This window comes from Vibrio sp. L85 (assembly GCF_963871815.1).
Classification (GTDB): Bacteria; Pseudomonadota; Gammaproteobacteria; order Enterobacterales; family Vibrionaceae; genus Vibrio; species Vibrio harveyi.
This window is the reverse complement of sequence record NZ_CAWMYL010000084.1, coordinates 18,376-37,270: the sequence shown is the minus strand read 5'-3', so window position 1 is coordinate 37,270 and position 18,895 is coordinate 18,376. Positions and strand designations below refer to the sequence as shown.

Genomic DNA, 18,895 nt, shown 5'->3' with positions numbered 1-18,895 from the left:
CCAAGGCACGACAACACCTGCTAATGCTGGTAATGCCGCGCAAGGTCAGGGTGGTGATTCATCCGTGTCGATAGATTCTAAAACAGTGGCTGGTACTAATGGTGCTCCAGATCGTATCGATGTTACCGCTGATGGTTTCAAGGATATGATGCAAGCCGAAAACGGTAGTAAGTTGGAAATTGGTGGTGAAGAATTTACCAAGGTAGCCAGTGGTACTAACTTCGGCATGGAATCCGTGAAGTTAGAGAACACGCAAACCGGTGAGAACCATTATTTATATAACAGTGAATCAAAGGGTAGTAATCTTTCCATTGAAAAATAGGGTTGAATAAAACCATTAAGCCAGGGCATTGCTCTGGCTTTTTTCATTTTTGCTATTGCGGAAGGATTGATGTGTGTTTTCATATTGTTAATTAGATAAAGGAATGTGATTTAAGTTTATGAAGAAAGTTGTCCTAATTTCAGTGCTTTCGCTTTGTTCATCAGGGCTATTAGCTCAAGAAATCCAATTTACGGGGACTGGTGTTTATCAACTTGGTGAATTCGATAGCATAAACTCAGCAAAGTCTATAGCAGAACAAAAAGCCTTTGAAAGTATCAGTGAGCAGGTTACCGATAGAGTGTTATCAATAAAGAGCATGGATAGCAATGGGTATCTAAGTCGGGCGAGCTGGTTGTTAAATGGCGCGACAATTAGCTCTAGACGCACAGATGAATCCATCGGCGCCTGTGTCAGTGAAGAGGGTACTTGTGCAACCGTATCTGTTAAGGCTGTCATCGATACCGAACTGGCAGACAAGGTATTGAAACAAATGTACCTTGATAAAAAGGTTCAGCAGGTTCTAGAACAATTGATTGTTGATGATGAACGCTTCGAATCTTATGTACTCAATGGCGATAGCATTGATGTGGCTAAATTAAAAGAGCGTCAGAGTAAGCGGAACGAAATTGTTGAATTGATTAGTCGCCTGCCAGTAAGCAAAACGGCGAGAAGTGTGGACACTGAATTTCTAGAAGGTTTGTTAACAGAAAAGGGTAAGTATGACCTAAAGCAAATTGGCAAAGAAAACAAGAAAACTACGTACAAAGCTTTACTTGGTAAGTTGAAAGAGAATGTGTCATATGAAATTGTTCAGCAAGTTCCCGTTGTTAATAGTGATGGCACAAGTGGGGTTCGCTTAAAGCTGAAAGTCAGTACGGACGGCGCAGAAGATCTTGTAGAGTGGGTGACAAAGGAGCTTGGAGTCTCGGAAGGTGACTGGAGTGACTATCCAGATACGCGTGTCTCTACAAATAAAAAGGTTTTCACTTACCATCCAGGAACAGCCGTGGCCGGCTTGCAAGATGCGATTACAGTGACCCAATTGGATGATAATGCAAGAGAGCCCGGTAGGTATCTAGTTGGTTATGGTGTTGATAATGTCACGTATGACAAAGCAAGTAACAAGATTGATGGACGACTTGATCCCGATAAGATAGCAGTTCTCAAGGCTTTGTCTAAATACCGCGTCTGCTCAGAAATCTCTTTGTTGGGATATGAGATTGGAAAACAATGCATCGCTGGTGGTGCAGGTAACAGCCGAAATGAATACGTTTCTCCTGTGTGGGATAAGGCTACACCGTATGTTTGGTTTACTAAGGATAAGTCTGAGTTTAACGTCTATGTCCCATTATCATTAGAACGGTTGCGCGATACCGAGAAAATGAGAAAGTTAAGTCTCAGATATACAAGTTATGTAACTACGGATTAAGGTGTCGGTTTGAAAATCAAAGTTTTAGCAATGTTGTTCGTTATTATTGTCGGTAGTAGTGTTTATGCCAGTTCGAATGAATCATTTATCGATCGTATTATGAATTATGGCAACGTGTTACCAAAGCCCTTAGCTGAAATTGACAATGCATATTTGGATGGTCATCTAAGCGCTATCGTTGAACAAGGGTTGAATCTAAAAGACGAACTGTTTGATAGATTTCAATAGTACGAAGATCAAAAAAGCCACCGCGAGGGTGGCTTTTTACTTGTGGTAATATAATGACAAATATTCTTACTTTCTTAGGCGAGAGTATCCTAGAAAATCTGGCCAACTAGTCCATTCGTTGCTTTGGTCATAATGCTTGTCTGGGTTACATGGCACCACAGACAGGTTCTTGGGGTCGTTACGGCGACCTTCACGAAATTCTAGATAACTTTTGAACCCATAGCCTTTGACTAACTTCTTCGCTTCTTCAAAAGTCACATAAGCTGATTTTTTAGGGCACAATAATTCAGAAAACTTCACATCGTATTTTTTATCAGGGGCTGATGGAATGAAGTCTGGTCGCTTACCGGATTTAGAAATTTCACGAAACTGAGTGACCGTGTAAACTTTGTTATCAGCAAACCACTTCTTACATTCTGCCATGTCGCAGAATTCATCTTTGATGATTTGTGTTGCTTTGGTTGCAGTGCCTAAGAAACTTGGCCAGCTGACCCACTGGTCTCTACGACCAAAATATTTTGATGGATCTCCCGGAATGTTGCGTGGACGAGGTGTGCCGCCTTTACGAACATTATGGAATCCGAACCATTCACGCATGCTTTTGATGTTGTTCTCATGAGCGTACTGCTGAACTTCTTCGTAAGAAAGCATGTCCTCTGGAGTAGCCAGAGTGTCGGTATCTTTAGCTTCAATTGTACTAATTTCTTTATTCATATTCGTCACACTTCTTTTATCGAAGATCGGGCTAGGGTCTTCGTGTATTTGGACATTACTGCCTCTTTAGGTAGAGGTGTAGCCTTTTTATGATTGGCTTACCGCCAATCTTTGAGTCTGATCTTACACATCGTCTAAGCGATGAATCGTAATCCAACAGAGGACTGACGGTTACGGGTTGATCTTGAACAATAATTATGGGGAGATGCGCGCTTAATTGGGGCGTTTCCTCACAATCAGTATTTACGGCTGCACTTACCCTAACTGGGCGTTTGATACGCAACTCCGAACCAGCGGGTAGACGCTGAATATCGGTAACTTCCCCATTCAAAAATGACTCCCATTCTCTGGGGTCTTTCCCTTTAGGTGGATGCTTGATTTGCTTCTTAATGGAAGCAATTACTTCATCCTTGTTTGTTTTGTACGTAACGAACTTATTCGTCCAGAAAAAGCCCATGTAGCTTATGTTTTCGACAGCATACAAACTACGGTATAGCTGCTTAGTTATCAATCCAGGAAAAAGCGAATGAACAATGTCATGCTTTTTCTTGGGGCCATCTATTTTTAGCACTGCAGACTTGAATAAGTCCTTATGCTTATTAATGCGGCCGATCATTTCTTTTATGTTGCTATTAGAACTTCCAACTTGTATGTAGCCGGGTAGTCTAAAAACAACTTTGGTCGAGATACCTTGTTCGCCGTACAATTTTTTGTAAGAACGAAGTCCTTCATAAAGTGCGAGTTCGTCTTTTATCGTATCGACTGGTATTTCGGTAACATCGACATGTTCTTTTGCTTTTGGAACTGATGGTAGCTTGTAGACTTCCGCACCAATGAGATCTGATGCACTTATGGAATCACTCAACTCAACAAAGAGATCATTTATGATTCCCATTTGATTTAAAAGTTCTTGTTTGATCTTTAAATCTGCATCAGCCATTCATAAACCTACTAAGAAACTACTCATTCCAAAAGCTATGTATGTAATCTATACACATTTTGTCTAACTTGTAACCTTATAATATCCCAATCTGTATAATTATGTTGTCTAATTTTTAAGACATTTAACGTAAATCACTAAATTTATAGGAAATTATTGCTTTTTCATATCAGTTTCAAAAACTGTCTGTAGTAGTGCTACGAGCAGTGTTTAATTATCTGCAAATTTCATTACGGTTTCAATACAGTTAGTTTGTAAAAGGATGTAAATACTAAGCGTTTTATAAAGTCAGTCGTGTCATTAAACAGTAAACATTTCGAAATAAACCCGTGGTATCTCCATATACACTTGTTTTTACTTAACAATTCTCATGCCAAACACAATCGATTTAAAAAAGTTTTCACCTTCAATAATAAGCGTTAGAATGTGATTAAAATTATTGGAGATTGAGGTTTACGTTTGAAATGAGGATAGTTCACACGAGTTTTTTGATAAGTCTAATCTTATCGACATCTGGCTGTAGCCTTTTTCAGCCACCAGCAGATGAATCTCAAGAAGAACCAATGACATCTGTCGGACAACTAACAGGTCCTGAACACTTGTTTGAGGATAACAACCAGAATTACATGCAAGAACAAATGGCTAAGAACCAAGCAGCTAAAATGACTCGAAGTGAGCAGATTGAACTGGCGGTTGAAGCGGCAGTTAGTGACAGGGTAGAACCAATCCTGTTGTCGCAACCACCTCAACACACAGTTTATTTCACATTTAGTTCATCTGTAGTTGAGCAGAAATGGAATGAACAACTCAAGCAGCATGTGAACTATCTTTCATCTGATAAAAGCATCCGTCTTTTAGTGGCTGGCTTTACTGATTCGAAAGGCTCTGCCGACTTTAACTTAAAGCTTGGTCAGCTGCGGTCTAACAATGTTTGTAAAATGCTCGAAACTCTAGGAGCACGAAAAGAACAGTTAACTTGTGTGAGCTATGGAGAAACACATCCCGCAGATCCTGGTAGTTCAGATGAAGCTCGAGCGCGAAACCGTAGGGTCGAATTGCTTTACTAGAAATATAAAGGCGCTCAACCAGTTGAGCGCCTTTAAGCTAGTTTGGGTTTGTGAAAATTGGCTGAATAAGCCTTGATTTGCATAAGCGATGGACTTCATCAATTACGTGATGACCGTGTTCTGAAATGATGATCGCGTTCGTGTCTTCATCACGAGTTAAATGACCAGCCTCAAGCAGTCGATTGATTATCGAATTACCAAAGTCTGAATCTTCGTTGTGAGTAGCGAACATTGCTAAATCTTCTTCACTTACAGATGTTTGCTCATGTACATAAGCGATCGTCATATATTCTTTTAATGTCATATTCCCAGTACCTAGACGACGGTCTAGTGCACTGATAGCTCCAAGCCATGCAGAAACCATTTTAACTCCTTAATACTTCGATTTTAATAACAAGCGTTTTATATGTGTAATCATATGACAACATACTTCTTTTGTCATTGACTTGATTATCCTATTACGTATGTCATTGGAAGTTATGCGCGATGTATCAACTAGTTGTCTTTAAATTGGTAAGGCTGTTTTGTAGAGAAATTATTCAGTTAATTATCAATATGAATTTTTTTGATAGTTGAAGCGTTAAATTTCTTAATGTTTTTGGTAGTATGACCACGATTTCAATCAAGAGCGTTACTAAATGACAATCTTAAAACCAATTTGCTATGGGGCTGTCGTGTGAAGTTGTTTATAGATTTAAAACTAATTGCATTAGGGCTAGCTATTGGCTGGGCTGCTAAGAATGTAGTTAGCAACGTTACACAGAATTATGCGGTATATGGATTCTTAGACCGTCAAATGGATTGGTCAATTCTAAAGCCTACTTCAATGCAAGATTGGCCCTCGGTTGACGCCAGGGTAGAGCTATCTCCGAAAATGGATGGCAAGGGTAACGATTCATGTTTGTTTGTGTTACCAGTCAAGCCAGAATATTCAATCGTTTCAAAACTAGAAGATGGAACCAAGTTGTGCTGTAGCGTTTCGGACAGCTCTGTGTTTGTACCTTACAGAGAGACAGAAGAGGCTACCGAGTACTTCTGTGGTAACTACCCAAACCAGCAAATTGTTCGCGTCCTTAAAAACCAACCCTAAAGCAGATTTGCTTAGGGTTGGAACAAACTTTTGAAATAAACCTAATAGAACAAATCAAGTGTTCAAGTTATTTTGTAGCTGCGGGTCTTTTGGAGGAATGATCACAACAGTTGGGTGTTTGTCTTTGATGTCAGCGAGCGTCTGAACTGCATTGTCTAAGTTATCAGTCATGCCCGGCCAGAAACCTATCTCTACTTCCTGCTCTTTTTTCTTAGCAATAAGTTCTATATAAAAATATACAAGAGTTGAAAGTGCCACTCGAAAGCCTCGAATAGCTGCTACAATCTCGAACCCTTCTTGTTGCGCGTCCATTAGACGATCTTCAATGGCCAATGGAGGCATCTCCTGTTCTGGTTTTTCAAGTGTTTGCTTCATATTAACTTTTCTTATTCTCTATACACGATTAAGTACATGTATTGTGCTTCTCTATGCCTATGGTGTGGCACTATCGCACTAAGTGACAGTTGCAAATTGGCAACCAGTTAAGGCTATTATCAAATTATTTTTTTCTAGTTGTGATGATTTTTCTATGCAATGTAAGGGCATTAAATCAGCCTCTACTACCCTAAATGCAAGTGATTCTTACTTTTGATCTAGTGCAATGCTACCACTCGAATTTTCACATATTACCTGTTAAACAATTTCAAACGCTTTATAATGATTACGAAGTAGTCAGGAGGGTTTGCAAGTGTCAAACAGGCTAAATACGTATCTATCCGAAAAGTTTTATCCGTTGTACAAGTTAACTAGAAACGATCTGTTTAATGGATTGCGACCGATTGAAAAGAGTGATGGTAAATCCTGTAGCCTCGTATGCCCGTCTTGTTGGGGTAATGATGCCTTCCATTACTTTGGTACCGCAAGCATTCGCTGTAATAGCTGTCATCAACACACAACGCTAGTAAGCGCGTTATGCCTACTAGACGAGGTAACAGAACAAGAGGCAGCTAAACGTCTACTTGAGAGTGCTGGATTTGCGTCACCACCGATAGTTGACATTACTGCAGAGCCCCACGATAAAGCAGAAACTGAATCTAAAAAATCATCCGCGATTACAACCAGATGGCTGCTTGACCAATTACGTCTGTGGCTAAAAGATAATGATGACGCTATAGAATCTTTATTGAGCAGTGGTTGGGAGAAGGAATTACTGTTCAAAGCGCCAATTGGGTACCTTCCGTCAAGTAGAGCAATTCAAAATGTTGTGACGGATAGACTTCCTACGTCCCTTTATAAGTCTGTACGCAAGATTAAAAACGGTATAGTTGTACCGTGGGTACTACCAAATCACGATGTATTCCTATGGGGTTACAATGATTCCCTCCAACAAAACCAACCTAGTTTTGATATTAGCATCAAGCCCAGTTCACCTTGTCATTTGAACCACCCGGTCAATTTAAAGTCTGAGTGGCTCCTTGTTGTCGAAGACCCGATTTTGGCAAGTCTCTTGTTAGCAAGGCGAATCCCCGCTTGTGCTGTTGGTGATGAATCGTTGAGTGAGTTAAGCAGCAAAGGGTTGCAAGGCGTAAAAAAATCAATATTCATCCTCGCGGAAGCGGATTCTGTAGCGGTGAAGAATATTCAGAAATACTCTCCAAATGCAAAGGTAGTTGAAGAGGTCAAACCGATAGCATTTGGTCCTTATCATGGCGCTTACTATCGTAGGTTTACGAAGTGGCATGTATCTCGATTTAAGAAAATAGCCACAGTGGTTCCGAATAATGTCCTTAGTGACGAACAAATCATATTAATGCTATCCGCTTTAGTAGATGCAGAAATGTCCTTTGACGACGCAGTAGAAGTGCTTGAAATCAAAACCGGTAAAAGAGTCACCATCGCCCAGGTTAAATGAAAGGTATTGTGCAATATGCATGATAGCTGATACTGGAAAAAACAATCGAAGAAGAGAATTAATAAAGGATGTTAGAGAAATTGAGCGATAACCAGATGCTCGCTGTTGCTGTCGTGTCACATGTTTACTACCACCGCGATCCGATGTCATTGATCGCAAATTCTGAAACAGATTCAGGTGTGGCGAAACTCAAGTTTTGGGTAGACACTCATAGCGGCCGCGTAACAAGCACACCATTAAATTCTCAAGTTCACTCACTACTCAAATCTCCGAGAGTTGAGCTGCCACATGTAGAAGTACCAATACACAGTATTGCTCAAAGCAATGACATGACTATGCCGTCTGGACGTCGAGGCTTTGTTCACTCTGTACTTAGTCATCTTGTAACAGCTCAATGGTCGAAAGAGGTTAAGTTAGAATCTATTGGCTTGACATCAGAGGACTGCAAAAATCTGAGAAGCAAGCTACTTACACCGAAGGTTACGCCAAGAGGAACAGAATGCGCTCAGCAAGTCTTGGATAATGTAATCTTGCCAGTGTTAATAAATGACATGCCATCAGACTCAAAAGTGCACTAGGACGAAAAGATGTTAGTACTTCCATTCCACACTCAGATAAATGGCCAGAAGGTTTTTGGTTTTAGCGTATCAGCCGTTTCTAAAGCTTTCTTATGTCTTTCTGGGTTTTTAGGGTTCGTGTGCTTAAGCAGCGCTTATCATTCGATGCTCTATGGATATACGATGCCGAACTGGGCTATTCCAATTTTCATGATGTCTGTTATTCCCTTTGGCTACCGAAAGCACATTGGTCTGAACACAGAGAAAACTCTCTTACTAATCCAAAGTAGGGTTTTCGGACTAAAGCTAGGCGATAAGAAACAGCAAGTGAGTGCACCATTTGAAGAGTTTAACCTTGTAGAAACAGGGGCGTTAGACAAGCAGTATTACTTTGTAATAAGCAATGATCATTTGAATGAATCTGTGTTCTATTGCAAAGTAAATGATAAGAAAAAGAATGAAATAGCAACAAAGATTAGTTGTTTGCTGGGATTAAAATAAAAAGACGGATGTAACTATGAAAAAGCAAGGGTTGTTTGTAGTCGGTTTGTCACTATTGGCTTTAAATGGGTGCTCAACGACAAGCGAGAAAACAGTTAGAATGTGTTTGGGTGAGCCCTGCATCCAAGAAAGAAAACCTGTAGAAAAGCCAACGTTCTACGTTACTGAAACCGAAGAGAACTACACTCACTTCGATGATGGTTCAGTAAGCTCACATAAATTAGAGAAAGGGCTGTACCGCCTAAGAGAATATTTCAACCGTGATGGTTCTATCCAAACGAGAGAAGCTAAATTTCTTGACCCGGAGCGCGGCTCATTAAACCAGAAACTAACTGGTCGTCAGCTCAAATTTAATGGTGACGGCTTTGTAGCAAGCGCAGAATATGGATATAACCTTGAGTTTAACGAACCAACACAGTTCGATAACTTCTGGCTTAAAGAGTCAGAATCACTCTATGGATTACCAAAACCTGCATTCAGCGCCAACGATGATTACATCGCAATACTATATGCGAACAGAGAGAACCAATACACAGACTATGGCGCCCGATTTGGGATTGTAAACCTAGAAAACCCGACCTGTTCTGTAAGCAACATAAGCACGACAGCATATGGACAAATTGACGGCAAAGACATTACTTTTAGTAAACACTGTGCGAAGGTTGGTAATAAGGTTGCGTTGATCTATAAACCTGCTTCCAAAGCTGATGCACAAAACATGATTAATGCGATTATAAATCCAATTGCTCGAGCAAAGGTCGTGGATGGCGTTAAGTTAGAAAAGGTATACATCGAGGTGCAAGGCAAGCGGGTACCTTTTGATGTTCGAGGTTGGGATCAGTACTACATCAAGAATGGGGAAAATAACGTTTCTCCTTACAGATTGTTTTAAACATAACAACACAAAAAAAGGTGCCGATTGTTGGCACCTTTTTTTATCCCTGCACGTCTATAAAAAGCATGTTTGTAAAGGTATCAAGTGACTGCCCTGTAAATATGGATAAAGCGTAGAAAGGTAGCTTCATATAAAAAAGGGCAACCGTATCTGATAGGACTGGAGCAATAAGGAATGCTGCAATCAGGACTACTGATAAGATGTACGGGTCGGTTGAATACTCATTCGCTGGTGGCATTTCCTTTAGAGCAATGGCAATCATTACAGTAATCACCCAAGTTAGGAAGCAACATAAAACAGTATCGAAAGTGTTCATGTCACCAGAGAAGTACCACATTGAAAAGAGTATCGCTCCCCCCGTTAAAACCACCAGCATTTGGCCAACAGTTCGTTCAACCTTCCCCGGATAGCGCAAAGGTACAATATGGTTAGGTGCTGTTGATTTGCCTTGATCAGAATTCATATTCACACCTTACTTGACCAAAACACATAGAGAACCATCAACCATTGCTTCATCGAGCAATTGGACCGATTTTTTCATGCCGGTTGCGATTGTTTCAGTATTCATGTTGTATTGGCTGTCTACCGCGCCGTCATGTGCGATAGTTTTAGCACTCTCTGAACCAGAAACATCAACCTTATTAAAACCTCGGCCTTGGTCTTCTGACGCGAACTGCAATGCCACCTTACGAGCCATATCGATGTTAGAGCCGGCTGGGACGCAATAAACAGATTGCCCCGTAGGAGTGCTTGAAACCCACTCGGGGATTTTTTTTGCAAGTGCAGGGGCTGAAACTAACGTCAAAGTTACTAGGACTGTGCTTAGGGTTTTGTTCATTATTTATACCTAACTCTGTGTTTTATATTGACATTGAAACTCAAAACAATTTAAAACCAGTAAGTTTTAAATCAGCAAACTTTTCTCTGTTATACACCGTCTGTGAATATCTTCAACAGCAAAGTCTTACGCTCTTAAAAAACTTTGTATATAATCATTCTGTACGTTGTTCCACTACGAGCAGAATTCAATGATTGAAGACGAGACAGTAATTTTGGATAAGAGTAAGCAAGGCAAAAATAGAGCCGTCAAAGCTCCACTGAGTGAGTTAGTTTCTCCTATCCAGAAGGTGTTAGATCGTCGGGAGTTTTTCAGTGAAATTGAATTGCTCATATCATTCAAACAACGGTTCTTCTTGCTGGCTTTAAAGGTAAGTAACCAAGATCGGTTGAACGAAGAATATGGCTACATAGAAACTGAAAAACAGATTGAGATGGTTCGACCTTGGATTATAGAGGTCATCAGTAAGCTCGTATCACCAGAAAACTTCACCCTGTCAAAAGTCGAATCAGATACTTTCTTCATATCACTGCATGACGATGTACCAAGGGAACGCATATCCAAAATCATTGACCATTTACTACAAACAGGAACTGGCCAAGACCTAAAAACAATTCATTCAGCACCAACACTGATTCAACTCGCCGCCGGCCTTGGGGTTTATCCAGAAAGCGGTGACACCTTAAACCAGTTAATCAATAGTACTGTTGCTTCTTTAGCAAAATTCCGCAATTCAAGAGATCTCGGTGGAGATTCTGCATCCCATGCTATGGCCTTCTCACTGTACGACATTAAACGAGCTATCAGCCAAAAGCAGTTTCAACTCTGGTATCAGCCGAAGGTTGACCTGAAAACATCCACTGTAGTTGGTGTGGAAGCTCTTATCCGCTGGAATCACCCAGAGCTAGGCATTCTATTACCGCCGTACTTTCTGAACTGGGTAAATATGTATGGCCTAATGGGTGAGCTCAACAAGTGGATCATAGATACAGGCTTCGCTAAGTGTCGAGAGTTCTTGAATTCAGGTAAAGAGATAACAGTGGCCATGAACTTAGATGCCTCATGTCTACTGGATAAGAACAGCCTACTAAGCATTCAAAAAGCACAACGAAAATATAAAGTGCCACCGCATTTAATAGAGTTTGAAATCGTAGAGACTGTAGGCGTTAGAAAGGGTGACAAGGGGTTAGAAGTTCTTGCCGCCCTTAAAGCAAGAGGTTACCAAATTTCTATTGATGATTTTGGTACAGGTATGAGCAACATCTCGTATCTCATGTACATGCCAGCCAACATTGTGAAGCTGGACAGGATGTTTTGTAACAACATCGATGACGAGAAAATGATAGTACTAACGAAGGCCGCGATCGAGATGGCTAGCATCGTTGACATGTCAGTTGTAGCAGAAGGAATCGAAACCCAAGAGCAGTTAGATGCAATGTTAGCTCTTGGGTGTGATATAGGGCAGGGTTACTTCTTTGGTCGTCCTGCCCCAGACTATTCAATATAAGACCATACGCCAGAACTGAGCGATAGAACTCAGAACGGCAAAATACCATAAACAAGTAGTTACTTTTAGGGGCAGCTGTCCTTAAGAGAACTGTGCGTTTTATTTAGAGATGAGGAAACAATGAGCCAACTTGGATTTAAAAAAACGCTTATCCTAGCGATGTTATCGGTCATAACACTGGCTGTGGGTGTGTCGAGTTATATTAACTTTACGAGTTACTACGACGACTTTAAAGATTCCATATACAGCAACACACAGTTTATGGTTGCTGCAGAAAAAAACTCAATAACGAAATATCTAGAGAACAAAGCCGCAACCGTTGAGCAGGTTGCCAACGAATATGCTCGATATGGGCATTCTGATAATCATGCAGAAAGAATGAGATTGGCGGCAGTAGCCGGTGACATTCCAAATTTAACAGTTGGATTTTCTAACGGCGATGCATTTTGTTCAGCTGATGTACCAGGATGGACCAATCACAAGAATCCACCTTCCTATGACCCTCGAAAACGCCCTTGGTACCAAAGTGCGATGGCCACTAGTGGATTGATTTATACAGACCCATACGAAGATGCCACTACGAAGGAGCTGATGGTTTCCATAGGTATGAAAGCTGACCGTAATGGCGTGGTACTAGCGGATATTCCCCTCACAATCCTTTCAGATGTTGTAAAGAAATTCGCCACTGATAGCCTTATATCACTAATCGTAGATGAACAAGGGAATGTATTGGCGAGTAATTCAAAGTATGTGAAAAACGGACAGAACATTGCGAAAGACTCTTCGCTGCGCGAGGTGAGCAAACAACTTGGAAGCAACGGTGCATCGGTCGTTGATTACACGATCGATGGAACGGATAAAGTAATGTTCATCGACGAAATTAGCTTTGGTGATAAACGTTGGTATTTGATGGTTGGAATGGACAAAGACAAGGTGTTTGAGAAGCTCAATGCCACAAAACATAGTTCAATCATCATAACTATCATATGTTCGGTATTAAGCATCGTTGCCACGATGGTAGTACTGAATCTGCTATACAAACCGATTATTGCTCTTAAAGATACCATTCAAAACCTATCAAGTGGGGATGGTGATCTTACACAGCGTCTTGATGTTAAAACTGATGACGATATTGGCGCCATAGCTAAAGGGATAAACGAATTTATCGCGCAGCTGCAGAACTTAATGATTCAAGTTCAAGAGGTTGCAAAAGAATTAGAGTCCAATGCTTCTGAGCTAAAAATGTCATCGTCGGATAACAGTCATGTGCTTGGTCAACACGCTCAAGAGACAGACATGATTGTCACCGCTATTGAAGAAATGAGCGCGACAGCTAATACAGTTGCTCAAAACGCTAGTGAGTCATCAGCTCAAACCCAAGATGCTGCGACCATTGGTGAAGCATCGATTAAGGTTCTAGACGAGGCAAAAGCAAATGTTTCTCAGCTGGTGTCAAACGTTGAGAAAACCAGTAGCCAAATGAGCCACCTAACAAAAGAAACTGAAAGCATCAGCGGGATTTTAAATGTAATTGGTGATATTGCCGATCAGACAAACTTGCTTGCTCTTAACGCAGCAATTGAGGCAGCTCGAGCAGGTGAGCAAGGCCGCGGTTTCGCTGTGGTAGCTGATGAAGTTAGAGCTCTTGCAAAACGTACTCAAGAAAGCACTGTTGAAGTTGAGAATGCCTTAAGTCGACTTTTGGCGGGTAACAATGATGTATTGGGTTTGATGGAATCTACACGAATGGAAAGCCAGAAAACACTTGATAGCACTGAGTCAGTCAACGCTACGCTGAACGAACTGGTCACACAAATCATGTCTGTTAAAGACTTGTCTTTCCAGATCGCCACTGCAGCCGAGGAACAGTCATCGGTAACTGGTGAAGTGAACCAGAACATGAGCGCGATTCAAGACATTGTTCGTTCCCTAAATGAGAACGGAGAAAGTGTTGTAAGTCAGTCAGATGAAATTTCAGCAATGAACCAAAAGCTCAATGCAATCGTAGGTCGATTCAAGCTGAACTAAAGCGCGGTTGCTGGTGGCCTCAGATACGAATAGTAATTTAGGTGTATTCTATGTTCTTTAATACTGCTTTAAAAAATGAGCTAGAAGCGACAAAAGAGAAACTTTTCTCGTTAGAACAAGTAAGTGAGGGTATTCAGAAGGATTTGCTTACTCTTACACTGGATTCAAGCGGGAAGATAACTTCTGCCAACGAAAAGTTTTTATCTCAACTCGAGTTAGACGAGATTCTGGATACGCCAATTGGAGAATTGGCACCAAAAAATTGTAGGTCAACAGATCATTATAAAAGCATGGTAGCTTCACTTTCGGCTAAGCGTATTTGGAATGGCGCTATGCAGATTCAAGCTCGTGGCCAAAGTGAGGTTTGGTTGCGAGTATTGATACTCCCAGTATTTGACACAAAAGGATTGTTGATTCAGTTTTCGGTCATTGCATCAGAATTGACGCGTACCATAACAACGTCTCGTGAACAGGCTGATTTGCTCAAAGCTCTGAACAAGTCGATGGCTGTCATTGAGTTCACTCCAGAAGGAACAATATTGAATGCGAATTCTAACTTTCTGCGAGCAATGGGCTACAGTGACGTTACGCAAGTATCCGGCAAACACCATCGCATTTTTTGCAGCCAGGATGAAGTTGATTCCGAAGAGTATTGTGAGTTTTGGAGAAAGCTGGCTAAAGGTGAGTATGCAACCGGGCGGTTTAAGCGAATAGACAACTATGGGAATGTAGCTTGGTTAGAGGCTTCATATAATCCGATCTACAACGATAATGGTGAGCTCTATAAAGTAGTAAAGTTTGCGACTGTAATCACCAACCAGGTTGAGCAGGAACAAGCAGTATCAGAAGTAGCCCAGGTTGCGCATGGAATTTCACAGGAAACTGGCAAACATACCGTTCACGGCAAAAATGTAGTCACCGGTATCATTGAACAAATGGAAGAACTTGTTCAAGAGATGAAACAAGCAAGCAACGACATTGAAGCATTGAATGAGCATTCCAAGGCAATAAGTGATCTTGTGAGTAATATCGGCGGGATTGCTGACCAGACAAACCTTTTAGCTCTGAATGCCGCGATTGAAGCAGCTCGGGCCGGCGAATACGGGAGAGGGTTTGCAGTAGTCGCAGATGAAGTCAGAAAGCTAGCGTCAAGAACCAATGAAACAACAGAAACCATCGTTAATATGGTGTCTGAAAACTTAGTTAAAACGACAAAGGCAGTGAGTTTGATTACTGACTGTCAAGCAAGGACAACAGAAGTGTTGGGGTTATCAACAGAAGCCGGCCAAGTGCTCAATGAAGTACAAAGCGGTGCGGATGAAGTCATTACTGTTGTTAGCCAATTAAACCAAAGACTTTAGTCAAATCAATATATAAATGCCAGAACCTGTTTACGGGAACTGGCATTTTTTGTCTAAAAAAATAGCACTATTGGTTGACATGGAAACTCCATGAGAACTATTATTTAGAGGCACCACCTGGCTTTGGGAAACCTAATAAGTGCACTTGGGAAGTCACACGCTATGAGAGCAAAAGTGAATACCCCAGAGAAACAGAACCCACTATTTCGCAGCATTTATCATTATTTGCTGACGCCGCTTGCTTAAATTCCCAACCTGCATATGTCAGCATAATTACTGATAAGGTTGCCTTATGAAAAACATAACTATCCAAAATAAAGCCACTCAACTAAAACTTGAGCTTGAAGATGGCTTGTCTCAACCACTACCTTTTGATCAATTATCAAGTGAACCTAATCGGGTTAAAGTACAGCTATCTCACTGTTACGAACTGATCGCCGCCACGTTAGGTTATCGCACGCATCCATCCATGAAAGCTGATGATTATGAATGGGATGACCATGAGTTATTCACAGAACGCTGGCGAGATGACGTGTACCAGAATCCACGCGTCAATCAAGCCATTGTAGATCGAATCAAGGATTTAAACTCTCCATCACTCAAAGCTGCTCCGGGTTTTATTGTAACTGGGATAGTACAAGCTGTTTTAACTCCACCATGCAAAGATTGTGAGCACCAAGACCCGCGAGGTCGATTTGTCCATGATGAAAGTGGACAGGATCCAATTGACTTTGTTTGTCAAGATTGTGCGAGTGATGATGAAGAGTACGGCACTTGTATCTTTTGTGGTGATGGAATTTTATACCCCACTTCTCTGTTAAATTCAGCAGGTGAATGTCCTGAGCATAAAGGAGAGTCTGACTTAGATGACGAAGAAAGAGAAGATTGGGACTCATATATAGAGTACCTCAATAAAGATTACTAATTTTCTTATATTTGAACGATTGGGCTCCGATATGGAGCCTTTTTTATTGTTTAAAGGGTAATTGTACAGAAAGGTGCCCGGTATTAAGTAAGGCCATATAGTCGTACAAAATCGTTACATCACAATCTTTATGTTGAAAGAATGGTAAAAATGTCAACGAACCAAACAGTATGAAAACCAGTAAGCTAGTTATAAACTTCGCAATCATCTTTAGTTCAAGTATCAGTTATGCGTCAACTGACACACACTTAGATAGCGTCACTCTTCCAGTAGAACAGGTATTAAAATCTCGCCATGATGATAGTGAGCTAGGATATGTGCAGACCGGGCCACTTTTATCAGACCAAGGCAATATTGCTACCGATAACCAAGATGTCACAATAACTCTTCCGACGGATGCTGCATTCTCGGTACAGATTGAGGGGAAGGTAGTTTCACCAGGTAGTTCACAAACATTTACCATACCGGCAGACGAATCGGGTAACGTTAAGTTTGGTGTTTTACCAAAACATATCCTTCGTGATGGCAAAGTTAAATTTGGAATCGCTGTTGATGTTAAATCGAATTTGGATAGATTTTGGGAGACAGCAGATCCTGTTGTTGGTGATTGGGTGGACACAGGTGAAGATAAAAACTATTCAGATTGGTCGCCTGTTGCCGGTAACCAGATGGCTAATTTCACACAAACGCGAACCCATTATGATCTAATGACGCGGAGCATTCAAAATCGAGAATATGAACCAAATTTGGATGAATACCGGGACGTGGGTGAGCATGTAAATGAAACACAGTTAGAAGAGGCTACTGATAGCCGTTATGTTATCGCGGCCTCAAGTGAATGGACTCCAAGCGGAGATATTACTGATTGTTCTGATTGGTCACCAGACCCAAGTAGTATTCAAAGCGGAACTGCGTTCGAGCAAACACAGACATGTAGCCAGGATAAAAGTCGAACATGGACTTACACAACTGGTGGTGATGTTATTCACGAACATGATCAGCTCATTGCAGGCGAAGTCATAAACAAGAGACAAGCAACCGGTAGTAAGGTATCTGCAGTTTGGGTGCGATCGTCGACACTATATCCTTTTGACTGTGGGACTCTCTCAAACAGTAGTACAACCATAAAGGTCAAATCACTATCAAGCATGCCAGCGAATGGCAGTAGCTGTGACCCTAGCGTAAATGCAAAGAAATATGTTCACGGTGAAGATGCAATGGGCGGTAATTCATACTGCACAGTTACTCAAGCCATTTGTACGTCTCAATAAAATTATTAGCAATGATTTTTAAAAATATTCCTAGTTATTTGAAGTTGGTATTTTTTGGTATTGAATCGCGCTATATGCAAAAGGGTGATTCAAAAAAAAGTGTGAATTTTGCATTCCATGCACTTTGTTTTGTTATTGCTCTGCTACTTTCTCCATTGTATCAACCTAACGTAAAAATAATTGGGGTGACTAGCGGGAGAGGCCCAGGTGCAGGAGGTGATTTTTTATCAATCTTAATGTTGATTGTATTGACTGCAATTCTTTACGCTGCACGATATAGAGGTAATTTCAAAACTAAACCTACCAGTATAGTAGCTAGAGAATATAATGTACGTTCAGCAACATTATTATTTATATATTGCCTGTTTTTCTATTCAATGCCCGTAATTAACAATCATTGCCACTACGGAATATTATATTTCAATCCATTCGAGTTACTAGTTATTGACGGTAGGTAATAAAATAAACGCCCATTTTTAATGGGCGTTTATATAGGGTTAGCTTTCAATGAAAATATGATAAAGCAATGTTTTGTAAATTATCTCAAGCTGTTCAGCTTTTCAATCGCTTCATCTTTTGCTCTGTTGGCCAAAGCTTCAAGAAAAGACATAAAATCAGCATCAGGATATACTTCTAAGTATTTTTGATAGACGGTCTCATGCAATCCGTATAATAAATAGCCAATAAAACATAGTATTGCAAGTACGATAAGCCATGCTACTACTTTTAAAATCCGCTTTTTTTTACCCTTTGATTTATTCCATAAGTAAACAAGAACTATGTTGAGGCAATTGATTAATGGGAAATAGAAACAGGTCCAGACTATGACCCAAGCGAAAAACTTATTCATGAAAAATAAATCACTTAGGTATTCATCATAAAGTGAATCAGAGACACCCCAAGCTAAAATCAGGGTTGTTACTGCAAGTGGAGCCCAAAAGTAATGGAATAATTCGTTAGGGTTATCGTCATACTTTATGAATATTTCTTTATTGAAAATAAAAACTAAACCAGCCAATGGAATAATTGCAAATAGATACTTTAATTCATCTATTGACCATACAAAAGAGAATGTTAGATACATTGGTGATGCTACGAACACTAACACGAAAATTAAGAGTGCCAGATTTATTGGCCAATACTGAGCTGCAAGCGATGCTGCCATATTAAAGGTATGGGTTTCTTTTCTACCGTCTGCGTGTGTAATCACCTCCTTGAAATCATGTACATAACGCTGACGTTCTGCCTCTTCTCTTAAAGGGGCAACTTTTTCTTCGAAATGTTTATAAATCTTGACCGGATAAAATGTCAGAATAAATACTGTCCCGATAAAAGGAATCAATAAAAAGGGTAACAATGTTCATCTCTCC

Annotated in this window: 22 protein-coding genes; 15 read left to right on the top strand and 7 right to left on the bottom strand. The window is 40.6% G+C overall.

Translation table 11 applies throughout. The features are described 5' to 3' along the window. From AACR11_RS08935 to AACR11_RS08925, 3 genes are all read left to right on the top strand, one after another. Positions 1–322, top strand: a 322-nt coding sequence (locus tag AACR11_RS08935) for a hypothetical protein (RefSeq protein WP_189338762.1), incomplete at its 5' end; no start/stop codon positions are given. 118 nt (positions 323–440) lie between these two features. Further along, the gene (locus AACR11_RS08930; RefSeq protein WP_053411094.1) at positions 441–1,751 is read left to right on the top strand and encodes a hypothetical protein; all 1,311 of its coding nucleotides are present in this window, start codon (positions 441–443) and stop codon (positions 1,749–1,751) included. Between the two features lie 9 nt (positions 1,752–1,760). Beyond that, on the top strand, positions 1,761–1,979 hold the full coding sequence (locus tag AACR11_RS08925; RefSeq protein WP_053411093.1) for a hypothetical protein: 219 nt from the start codon (positions 1,761–1,763) through the stop codon (positions 1,977–1,979). Positions 1,980–2,045: 66 nt separating this feature from the next. Here AACR11_RS08925 and AACR11_RS08920 read toward each other — a convergent pair whose 3' ends face one another. Both AACR11_RS08920 and AACR11_RS08915 read right to left on the bottom strand, forming a co-directional pair. After that, on the bottom strand, positions 2,046–2,693 hold the full coding sequence (locus AACR11_RS08920; protein WP_053411092.1) for a hypothetical protein: 648 nt from the start codon (positions 2,691–2,693) through the stop codon (positions 2,046–2,048). 55 nt (positions 2,694–2,748) lie between these two features. After that, complete coding sequence (locus AACR11_RS08915) at positions 2,749–3,633, bottom strand: DNA replication terminus site-binding protein (protein ID WP_053411091.1); 885 nt, start codon at positions 3,631–3,633, stop codon at positions 2,749–2,751. Between the two features lie 488 nt (positions 3,634–4,121). Here AACR11_RS08915 and AACR11_RS08910 point away from each other — a divergent pair, with 488 nt between their 5' ends. Beyond that, entirely contained in the window at positions 4,122–4,700 is a 579-nt protein-coding gene (locus AACR11_RS08910; protein WP_189338761.1) for an OmpA family protein, read from the top strand. Positions 4,701–4,737: 37 nt separating this feature from the next. Here AACR11_RS08910 and AACR11_RS08905 read toward each other — a convergent pair whose 3' ends face one another. Continuing rightward, positions 4,738–5,064: a hypothetical protein gene (locus tag AACR11_RS08905; RefSeq protein WP_053411089.1), complete on the bottom strand. Its 327-nt coding sequence runs from the start codon at positions 5,062–5,064 to the stop codon at positions 4,738–4,740. 312 nt (positions 5,065–5,376) lie between these two features. Here AACR11_RS08905 and AACR11_RS08900 point away from each other — a divergent pair, with 312 nt between their 5' ends. Continuing rightward, on the top strand, positions 5,377–5,790 hold the full coding sequence (locus tag AACR11_RS08900) for a hypothetical protein (RefSeq protein ID WP_053411088.1): 414 nt from the start codon (positions 5,377–5,379) through the stop codon (positions 5,788–5,790). A gap of 54 nt (positions 5,791–5,844) precedes the next feature. Here AACR11_RS08900 and AACR11_RS08895 read toward each other — a convergent pair whose 3' ends face one another. Next, positions 5,845–6,165: a hypothetical protein gene (locus AACR11_RS08895; protein ID WP_053411087.1), complete on the bottom strand. Its 321-nt coding sequence runs from the start codon at positions 6,163–6,165 to the stop codon at positions 5,845–5,847. 313 nt (positions 6,166–6,478) lie between these two features. On the opposite strand from AACR11_RS08895, the gene AACR11_RS08890 reads away from it, so the two are divergent. From AACR11_RS08890 to AACR11_RS08875, 4 genes are all read left to right on the top strand, one after another. Continuing rightward, positions 6,479–7,642: a hypothetical protein gene (locus AACR11_RS08890; protein ID WP_053411086.1), complete on the top strand. Its 1,164-nt coding sequence runs from the start codon at positions 6,479–6,481 to the stop codon at positions 7,640–7,642. A 68-nt stretch (positions 7,643–7,710) separates the two neighbouring features. Next, the gene (locus tag AACR11_RS08885) at positions 7,711–8,220 is read left to right on the top strand and encodes a hypothetical protein (RefSeq protein ID WP_053411085.1); all 510 of its coding nucleotides are present in this window, start codon (positions 7,711–7,713) and stop codon (positions 8,218–8,220) included. A gap of 9 nt (positions 8,221–8,229) precedes the next feature. Continuing rightward, on the top strand, positions 8,230–8,700 hold the full coding sequence (locus tag AACR11_RS08880; protein ID WP_053411084.1) for a hypothetical protein: 471 nt from the start codon (positions 8,230–8,232) through the stop codon (positions 8,698–8,700). A gap of 16 nt (positions 8,701–8,716) precedes the next feature. Continuing rightward, entirely contained in the window at positions 8,717–9,592 is an 876-nt protein-coding gene (locus tag AACR11_RS08875; protein WP_053411083.1) for a hypothetical protein, read from the top strand. Between the two features lie 43 nt (positions 9,593–9,635). On the opposite strand, the gene AACR11_RS08870 is transcribed toward AACR11_RS08875, so the two are convergent. Together AACR11_RS08870 and AACR11_RS08865 are read right to left on the bottom strand one after the other, a co-directional pair. Beyond that, the gene (locus AACR11_RS08870; RefSeq protein WP_053411082.1) at positions 9,636–10,058 is read right to left on the bottom strand and encodes a hypothetical protein; all 423 of its coding nucleotides are present in this window, start codon (positions 10,056–10,058) and stop codon (positions 9,636–9,638) included. Positions 10,059–10,067: 9 nt separating this feature from the next. Beyond that, the gene (locus AACR11_RS08865; RefSeq protein ID WP_053411081.1) at positions 10,068–10,433 is read right to left on the bottom strand and encodes a hypothetical protein; all 366 of its coding nucleotides are present in this window, start codon (positions 10,431–10,433) and stop codon (positions 10,068–10,070) included. 190 nt (positions 10,434–10,623) lie between these two features. On the opposite strand from AACR11_RS08865, the gene AACR11_RS08860 reads away from it, so the two are divergent. The 6 genes from AACR11_RS08860 (at position 10,624) to AACR11_RS08835 (ending at position 17,983) form a co-directional block, all read left to right on the top strand. Then, a complete protein-coding gene (locus AACR11_RS08860) occupies positions 10,624–11,940 on the top strand; it encodes an EAL domain-containing protein (RefSeq protein ID WP_079324331.1) in 1,317 nt (438 codons plus the stop codon). Positions 11,941–12,060: 120 nt separating this feature from the next. Continuing rightward, the gene (locus tag AACR11_RS08855) at positions 12,061–13,968 is read left to right on the top strand and encodes a methyl-accepting chemotaxis protein (RefSeq protein ID WP_053411079.1); all 1,908 of its coding nucleotides are present in this window, start codon (positions 12,061–12,063) and stop codon (positions 13,966–13,968) included. Positions 13,969–14,018: 50 nt separating this feature from the next. Next, the gene (locus tag AACR11_RS08850) at positions 14,019–15,329 is read left to right on the top strand and encodes a methyl-accepting chemotaxis protein (RefSeq protein WP_053411078.1); all 1,311 of its coding nucleotides are present in this window, start codon (positions 14,019–14,021) and stop codon (positions 15,327–15,329) included. A 292-nt stretch (positions 15,330–15,621) separates the two neighbouring features. Then, a complete protein-coding gene (locus AACR11_RS08845) occupies positions 15,622–16,254 on the top strand; it encodes a hypothetical protein (protein WP_079324329.1) in 633 nt (210 codons plus the stop codon). A gap of 170 nt (positions 16,255–16,424) precedes the next feature. Further along, positions 16,425–17,525 carry a hypothetical protein gene (locus AACR11_RS08840; RefSeq protein ID WP_079324327.1) on the top strand — a complete coding sequence of 367 codons (1,101 nt, stop codon included), beginning with the start codon at positions 16,425–16,427 and terminating at the stop codon, positions 17,523–17,525. Between the two features lie 11 nt (positions 17,526–17,536). Then, entirely contained in the window at positions 17,537–17,983 is a 447-nt protein-coding gene (locus tag AACR11_RS08835) for a hypothetical protein (protein WP_139374568.1), read from the top strand. Positions 17,984–18,063: 80 nt separating this feature from the next. On the opposite strand, the gene AACR11_RS08830 is transcribed toward AACR11_RS08835, so the two are convergent. Beyond that, positions 18,064–18,882, bottom strand: a complete 819-nt coding sequence (locus tag AACR11_RS08830; RefSeq protein WP_053411075.1) for a hypothetical protein — start codon at positions 18,880–18,882, stop codon at positions 18,064–18,066. Positions 18,883–18,895: the final 13 nt, after the last annotated feature.